The sequence below is a fragment of the Campylobacter concisus genome, from assembly GCF_002913865.1.
Classification (GTDB): Bacteria; Campylobacterota; Campylobacteria; order Campylobacterales; family Campylobacteraceae; genus Campylobacter_A; species Campylobacter_A concisus_AM.
The window spans coordinates 1-7,363 of the sequence record NZ_POYX01000037.1 but is presented as its reverse complement, the minus strand read 5'-3'; the positions used below and the strand labels follow the sequence as shown (position 1 = coordinate 7,363).

At 41.8% G+C, this 7,363-nt stretch carries 7 protein-coding genes; all 7 read right to left on the bottom strand.

Going from position 1 to position 7,363, the window contains the following annotated elements; all coding sequences use genetic code 11:
• Positions 1-339: 339 nt before the first annotated feature.
• From CYP77_RS02455 to napA, 7 genes are read right to left on the bottom strand one after another with little or no spacing between them, the layout of a single operon-like run.
• A complete protein-coding gene (locus tag CYP77_RS02455) occupies positions 340-681 on the bottom strand; it encodes a chaperone NapD (RefSeq protein ID WP_103567146.1) in 342 nt (113 codons plus the stop codon).
• On the bottom strand, positions 678-1,613 hold the full coding sequence (locus CYP77_RS02450; protein WP_103567145.1) for a WD40 repeat domain-containing protein: 936 nt from the start codon (positions 1,611-1,613) through the stop codon (positions 678-680). Before CYP77_RS02450 ends, CYP77_RS02455 begins: the two co-directional genes overlap by 4 nt.
• Positions 1,610-2,077 (bottom strand): 4Fe-4S ferredoxin, encoded by a 468-nt coding sequence (locus CYP77_RS02445; protein WP_103567144.1) that lies wholly within the window; start codon positions 2,075-2,077, stop codon positions 1,610-1,612. The genes CYP77_RS02450 and CYP77_RS02445 overlap by 4 nt, the downstream gene beginning before the upstream one ends.
• On the bottom strand, positions 2,077-2,604 hold the full coding sequence (locus CYP77_RS02440) for a nitrate reductase cytochrome c-type subunit (protein ID WP_012001478.1): 528 nt from the start codon (positions 2,602-2,604) through the stop codon (positions 2,077-2,079). Before CYP77_RS02440 ends, CYP77_RS02445 begins: the two co-directional genes overlap by 1 nt.
• The gene (gene napH / locus CYP77_RS02435) at positions 2,601-3,392 is read right to left on the bottom strand and encodes a quinol dehydrogenase ferredoxin subunit NapH (protein WP_103567143.1); all 792 of its coding nucleotides are present in this window, start codon (positions 3,390-3,392) and stop codon (positions 2,601-2,603) included. The genes CYP77_RS02440 and napH overlap by 4 nt, the downstream gene beginning before the upstream one ends.
• Complete coding sequence (gene napG / locus CYP77_RS02430) at positions 3,389-4,147, bottom strand: ferredoxin-type protein NapG (protein ID WP_410002957.1); 759 nt, start codon at positions 4,145-4,147, stop codon at positions 3,389-3,391. Before napG ends, napH begins: the two co-directional genes overlap by 4 nt.
• A gap of 11 nt (positions 4,148-4,158) precedes the next feature.
• Entirely contained in the window at positions 4,159-6,939 is a 2,781-nt protein-coding gene (gene napA, locus CYP77_RS02425) for a nitrate reductase catalytic subunit NapA (RefSeq protein ID WP_103567141.1), read from the bottom strand.
• Positions 6,940-7,363 lie beyond the last annotated feature (424 nt).

Here is a 7,363-nt window from a genome sequence, read left to right as displayed (position 1 = left end):
CCCCTTAACAATCCCCTAACCCCGATAACGTTAGAAGTGGCATGCAATGGTGCTGGTGCACTGCATGCAGTTTATTCTAAAAAACCTACCTTAAATTTTAAAATTTTATGAACGAGTAATTTCGGCTCTAAAATTTGAGCTAAGCTATAGGCGAAGCCAAATTTTAGTAGTCAATTCTTGCGAGTGAATGAAAGTTTAAAATTTGCTTTTAGATATAAATTTGTCAAAAAGGGAGACAAGGGCTTAAATTTAATAAGCTGCCAGAGCGACCGAGTAAAATTTAAAAAATTGCAAAACATATCAATATTGATTAAATTTCAAACCAAAACGGAGTTAAATTTACCTCACCTTATAGTGCACGCTACCGCCATATGCGATATCTTCGGCTTTTACGTCATCGCTTGTTAAGATTTCACTTATCTTGCCGTTTGCTTCAAGCCTTTCTCTATTTTCCTGAGCGTCCTCTTGATAGCTATAAACCATCGCAACGCTCACCACGCCGCTAATGCCCTCTATCATCTTAAAAACTCTGATCTCATCTTCTATGCTCTCTGAGCTAACGACCACCACGATCCTATCTTCTGCGTCAGTGATGATCTCGCACTCTTTTAGCTTGCCTATCTCGCCTTTTACGCTCTCATTTTTATTATCCGTATAGACTATCAGACTTGAAATATTCATCTAACTCTCCAAAATAAAATTTTCTTCTCATAAGCAGAGGTTACGACCTCGTTGTCGCTTATGAAAACTATGCTATTTATCGTGCTTTGCCCAGTTTTTAGCATCGCGATCTTATCTAAAGTAACGCTATCAACTAAATTTACATCGCTCATCTCATCGCTCATATATGCAGCGATCTTGCCGTCACTACTAAGCCCCACGCCATAAACCAAAAAGCCAGTGTTTATCTTTTTTAGCGCTCCAGCAGAGAAGATGCCAACGATCCTGTCGGTGCCTCCACTTATCATGACGCCATTTTTATAGGCGATGTCGTAGATATTATCGGTGTGGATATCTAAAATTCTATCCATCTTTTTAGTGCGAACATTGTAAAAATAGACCTTACCACTCTCGCAAGCGATCGCTAGCGTGCCTCTGTCCTCGCTTATCTCCATGTCTGAGAGCATTGCGATTGATATTTTAAAACTATCATAAATTTCGCCACTTTTTAGGTTTAAAAAGTAAATTTCATTGCTAATTGATGCAAGTGCTATATGCTCATCATCTAAAAATAGAGCTTTTTTTATCGCTTGATTTGTTAAATTTATGCTTTTCATCTGCCCATCTTCTCTTATATAAAGTACCTTTGTAGCGTAGTCGCCCTCGCTTAGGATGAGTATCTTGCCATTTAATTCATCGACATTTAAAATTTTTGGCCTCTCATGGTCGCTCACATATGTTTTTATATCATCCATTTTGATGATCTCTTCAAATTTACTCTGCTTTGGATCGTAAATTTCGACCGTGCCGCCGTCAGTCGCTATGAAAAGTTTGCCTGAAATAAGTGTCGTGCTAAGCACGTTTGCGCTGGCTTCTATCTCTTTATACGGAGCAGAAATTTGGGCTGCAAAGATAAAATTTAGCAGAGTAAAAAGAAAAAACAAAGCTCTCATAAAGCCTCCATTTGAAGTGAATTTTTAAAACAAACATCAAAGCACTCGCCACAGCTTACGCAATTTTGATTGATTATAGGGCGAAAAACACCAAGAAACTCAACCGCTTTAAATTTACAAGCATCAAGGCAGTTGTAGCAAATCGTGTCATTCCACGCCAGACAGCTTGCTACATTTATGCTAACTTTAGCGTTTATGCTCTTTGGTGAGTTTAAATTTAGTGTTTCTCGGCCGCTACTTTGACAAGCCTTCGCACACTCTTCGCAAAAGTCGCAGCCTAGCTTTTTAACTTTAAAAACAACTCTTTCATTTTCAAAGCTAAGAAGCTCTTTTTCACAGGCACTGACGCAGCCAGCCTCACAGCCAGCGCAGTCAAATTCACCGCTAAAAAATGGTGGATTTATAAATTTGGGAGCAGGTTTTGCCCCCAAAATTTTGCTAAAAAGCTCTCGCCTGCTTTGCATTACTTAACGCCGTCATTTAAAACGTCTAGTAAATTTGACTTATGTGAGCCGTTTTTATCTCTAAAGTCAGGCTTAAATTTATTGCCAACAAGCTGAGTTACGCCATTTTGTTGCTCGACGTGGCAAGTTGTGCAGTTATATCTCTCATCATCAAGCTTGCCTGCAAGATCTTTTTTGTTTCTGATGTCATAAAGGTGAGAAGCTGGGATCGGAGTTGCTCCGCTATCTTTTGCAAACTCAGGCATGTGGCAGGTTACGCACATATTTGAATCTTTTGTGATAGGCACCAAGCCCTCAGTGTCGTGTGGGATAAATGGAGGTGCATTTTCAAAAGATCTGTCAAATCTCTTTGCCATACCCGCTGGCTCTTTTGTATAGTTGATGTCTTTTAAAACAACGTCTTTATCATCTAACAAATCGACATTTCTAAGGCCGATTTGCGAATCGCTAATGCTTGGATTGTTCAATGCACATGCCGCTAAAAAGGCAGCGCATAGTGCTCCAAGCGCCATTATTTTCATTTTCATTTTTCTCTCCTTAAATTTCTAATACTAAAATTTAGCGCCCCATCGCCGCAAACGTCGATGCATCTACCGCAGCTTATGCACTCGCTTGAGCTAACCGCTCGGCTCTCTTTGCCGATCATATCTAGCACTTGCACCTCTGGGCAGACGAGCTTGCATTTCATGCACCTTGTGCAGGCATCTGCGTCGTGTTTTACTCTAATGAGTGCAAATTTCGATATCACCGCGTAAAATGCACCAAGCGGGCAGACGTGTGAGCAAATTCCACGCTTTAGCACGAACATATCAAAGGCCACTATGCCAAGGGCGATGCCAATGGCGCTAACTGAGCCGTAGATGATGCCGCGCTGGATGATGCCAACAAAGCTAATGCTCTCAAAAGCTGGCAGTGAAAGAGCTAGGCTTAGGATAAGAGCAAGCGCTAGCAAGTAGTAGCGTAAATTTTTACTTACGTTTAAAATTTTCTCACCCTTAAAGCCAAATTTCTCTCTTAGCTTGTAAGCAATGTCGGTTAGTAAATTTACAGGGCAAACCCACGAGCAAAATGCTCTAGAAGCGATGAGCGCATAAAATGCAAAGACGATGATCGCGCCGATTGCCGCATTTATGCCTACGCTAAAGCTTGCTAGTAAAATTTGAAGCACCGCAAATGGATCGCTTAGTGGAATTTGTCCAAAAAGCAAAGATGAGCTTAAATTTCCGCTAAGTATCTTAACTCCATAAACATTTCCTAGGATAAATAGCACTAGGATGGAAATTTGAGTTATTCGTCTTAAGATTAAAAATTTCATAGCTCACCGCCATTTAGATAGTCAGTCGCCTTTTTGATGTCGAGCTTTATCTTGCTGTTGGCATCATCCACGCGCCTTTCATCTTCTTTTATCCAGCCTTTGACGTAGTTATCGCCAACTTTGCCAAGCACAACCTCGCGGTTTAGCACGGTAATGGCTGCTTTTTCGGTGATACAGGCTCGCTCGCACGCGCCACAACCCGTGCAGATATCGCTATCAACTACTGGGAGTAAAAACGCATGCTTTTGCGTCCTTTCGTTGCGGCGATACTCGAGATATAGGGCCTTATCTATGAGCGGACAAGATCTATAACAAGCGTCGCACTGTATGCCCCAGTATGCCACGCAGTTTTTCATATCGACCACTGCAACGCCCATTTTGGCTTTGTTGATATCGAGTTTGCCAGCTGTGCTAACTAAATTTGCATCCAGTGCCCCAGTCGGACAGGCTGGCACGCAAGGGATATGCTCGCACATATGACAAGGAATTTTTCTAGGCTCAAAATAAGGCGTACCGACGCTTATACCATCTTCAAGAGTAGCAAGTTTTAGCGTATCAAATGGACAGGCCTCTACGCAAAGCCCACACCTAATACAGCTTTTTAAAAACTGCTTCTCCGCTTTCGCACCAGGCGGTCTAAGAAGTACAAGCGGTGAGGCTTTGGCACTAAGTGACCATATAAAGCCTCCACCAAGTGCCAAAATCGCTGCCTTAGCTCCAAATTTCAAAGCTTCACGCCTACTTGAAAATTCCATATCAGCCACTTTTACGCCTTGTAAATTTTAACCGCGCACTTTTTATAGTCAGTCTCTTTTGAGATAGGGCAAGTAGCGTCAAGGCAGACTTTATTTATAAATACGTTTTCATCAAAGAAAGGCACATAGACAAGTCCTACTGGTGGCTTATTTCTACCTTTTAGATCTACTCTTGCTTTTACTTTGCCACGGCGTGACTCGACCCAAACGATCTCGTTTTGAAGCACGCCAAGCTTTTTAGCGTCATCTTCATGCATGTAGCAAAGCGCCTCTGGGACGGCTCTATAAAGCTCAGGAACACGCATAGTCATCGTGCCTGTATGCCAGTGCTCTAGAACACGGCCAGTACATAGCCAGAATGGATAATCTTTGCTTGGCATCTCGCATGGATCCATGTAAGGGCGGAAGAAAATTTTTGCTTTGTTTGCAAGAGGAGTTTTCTCTTGATTTTTCACGCCTTTTAGATCGCCTGTTGGAAGGGCTGCGTTTTTGTTGCCGTAGAATGCAAATTTATCATTTGGAGCGGCTTTTTTAGCGTATGGGTCAAATTTAGTGTTAAATCTCCACTGAGTCTCTTTACCATCGACAACTGGCCATCTAAGACCTCTTACTCTGTGGTAAGTGTCAAAGTCAGCCAGGTCGTGGCCGTGGCCAACGCCAAATTTTCTATACTCTTCCCAAAGATATTTGTGGATGAAAAATCCATATCCTTTAAATTCTTTACCATCTGAGCCGATCACTTTTCTGCTGTCGCCAAAGACTTCTGTGTTGTCATAGTTTTCCATGATCGGATCGTTTGCGCTAAATTTCTTAGCATCTTCATTTGCAAAAAGCACGTCAAATAGCGTATCTTCTTCGCTATATCCCATAGCTTTTGCAGCCTCAAGCACGCTTGGAAGTGTCACTTTGTCATTTAGCTTTTTCTCGCCCCAAACATCTTTTAGTTTAAAGCGCTTACTAAACTCAAGCATCTGCCAGATATCAGGCATCGCTTCGCCAACAGGGAGTACTTGCTGCCTCCAGTGCTGTGTCCTTCTCTCAGCGTTGCCGTATGCACCCCATTTTTCATAGATCATCGCAGTTGGGAGGATAAGGTCAGCTACTTTTGCAGAAATTCCTGGATAAGGGTCACTTACGACGATGAAGTTGTCCATTTCGCGAGCTGCTTTGATCCAGTGGTTTGCATTTGCAGTGTTTTGCCATGGGTTATTTACTTGAACCCAGATAAATTTGACCTTGCCATCTTCAAGATCACGCATCATTTTTACATAGTGTGAGCCTGGAGTGCCGTTTAATGTGCCAGCAGGTAGTTTCCAAAGTTTTTCAGTGATCTCTCTATGTTTTGGATTGCCAACAACCATGTCAGCTGGCAAGCGGTGAACGAATGTTCCAACCTCTCTTGCTGTTCCGCACGCACTTGGTTGGCCAGTTAGAGAAAAGGCACCTGAGCCTGGAAGTGCTTGCTTGCCAAGCAAGAAATGCACCATATAAGCTTGCTCATTTACCCATGTGCCGCGTTGGTGTTGGTTAAAGCCCATAGTCCAGAAGCTAACGACTTTGCGATTTTTCTCGATGTAAAGATCAGCAAGCGCTTTTAATTTTTTCTTAAATTCATTGATATCTTCGTTTGGATCGCCTTTTGCTACCTTAGCTGTAAAGTCAAGTGTGTAAGGCGCAAGAGCTTTTTTAAACTCTTCAAATGTTATTTGCCAGTGATCGCCAGCTTTTGCAGCATTTTTATTTTCCAGCGTATCGCCAGCTTTTAGGCCAAGGTAAGAAAGCGTAACGCCCTCAGCCTCGCTTAGCACCTTTGACTTCTCAGTCGCAGCTGTGTCTAGCTCGCTTGGAGCATATTTTTTGTGGTGGATGTCTGGACGAAGACCATATCCGATATCAACTGGGCCAGCTGTGAAGACGCAGTGTTTTTTAACAAATTCTTCATCTATCATCTCAGGGTGGTTATAGACTATCTCACGAGCGATGTAGTTCCAGATAGCAAGGTCAGATGACGGAGCAAAAATGATCTCTATATCGGCTAAATTTGACGTTCTAGTTGAGTAAGTGCTTAAATTTACGACCTTTACTCTATCAGGATCACTAAGCTTTCTATCGCTTACGCGCGCCCAAAGGATCGGGTGCATCTCAGCCATATTTGCGCCCCAAGCTACGATAGTATCTGTTAGCTCGATGTCATCAAAGCAGCCTGATGGCTCATCGATACCAAAAACTTGCATAAAACCAAGAACCGCACTTGCCATACAGTGTCTTGCATTTGGATCGATGCTGTTGCTTCTAAAGCCACCTTTCATAAGCTTAACAGCTGTGTAGCCCTCTGGGATAGTGTATTGACCAGAGCCAAGCACGCCAACGCCGTGAGGTCCTAGCTCATCATAAGTCTTTCTAAACTGAGCTTCCATCACGTCAAATGCTTGCTTCCAGCTTACTTGCTTGAATTTGCCTTTTTTGTCAAATTCGCCCTTTTCATTTACGCGTAAAAGTGGATGAGTGATCCTATCTTCGCCATACATGATCTTAGCGTTAAAGTAGCCTTTGATACAGTTTAGACCGCGATTTACTGGTGCTTCTGGATCGCCTTTTACAGCTACTATCTTGCCCTCTTTTGTAGCAACCATGATGCCACATCCGGTTCCACAAAATCTACAGGCAGCCTTATCCCAACGCCAGCCTTTTTCAGCTTCGCTTGCCGCACTTAGCGAGCTTGGCACAGCGATGCCAGCACTAGCACAAGCAGCACTAGCTGCAGCACTTTTGATGAAATCTCGTCGATTCATTTTTTCTCCTTCAAAGATTTAAAACAAGGTTAGATAGATATTAGCTTTGAAAAGCTTATTTACTCCTGATTTACGTAGATAAAAATTTCAATAAACTTAAGATATAAAATTACATATTAGTTTAAGAAAATTTATATAAATAGCCCATTATAAAAGAAGTAAGACGATAACTTAAACCAAATTTTTTACATATCTATAGGAATTGTACAAGTAAATCTTAAAAAAAGAAATTATAAAATTATTTAAATAGTTGAGTAGAAAAGTAACACATGAATTGGGCTAAATTTATCTTTTATTTAATCAAATTTATGCACGATGGAACAAGAAATTTTAAAATTTACAAGCGAACATACCACAACACCAAATTTTAAACTTGCTAGAGTTTTAATTCGCATGCAGTGCGAAGCACCAGTGCATGCTACCT

Bases quoted from the DNA above. Each gene is read 5' to 3' on its own strand.
- CYP77_RS02450 (WP_103567145.1), bottom strand. From the start codon at position 1,613: ATGAGAGCTTTGTTTTTTCTTTTTACTCTGCTAAATTTTATCTTTGCA.
- napH (WP_103567143.1), bottom strand. From the start codon at position 3,392: ATGAAATTTTTAATCTTAAGACGAATAACTCAAATTTCCATCCTAGTG.
- napA (WP_103567141.1), bottom strand. From the start codon at position 6,939: ATGAATCGACGAGATTTCATCAAAAGTGCTGCAGCTAGTGCTGCTTGT.
- CYP77_RS02440 (WP_012001478.1), bottom strand. From the start codon at position 2,604: ATGAAAATGAAAATAATGGCGCTTGGAGCACTATGCGCTGCCTTTTTA.
- CYP77_RS02455 (WP_103567146.1), bottom strand. From the start codon at position 681: ATGAATATTTCAAGTCTGATAGTCTATACGGATAATAAAAATGAGAGC.
- CYP77_RS02445 (WP_103567144.1), bottom strand. From the start codon at position 2,077: ATGCAAAGCAGGCGAGAGCTTTTTAGCAAAATTTTGGGGGCAAAACCT.
- napG (WP_410002957.1), bottom strand. From the start codon at position 4,147: ATGGAATTTTCAAGTAGGCGTGAAGCTTTGAAATTTGGAGCTAAGGCA.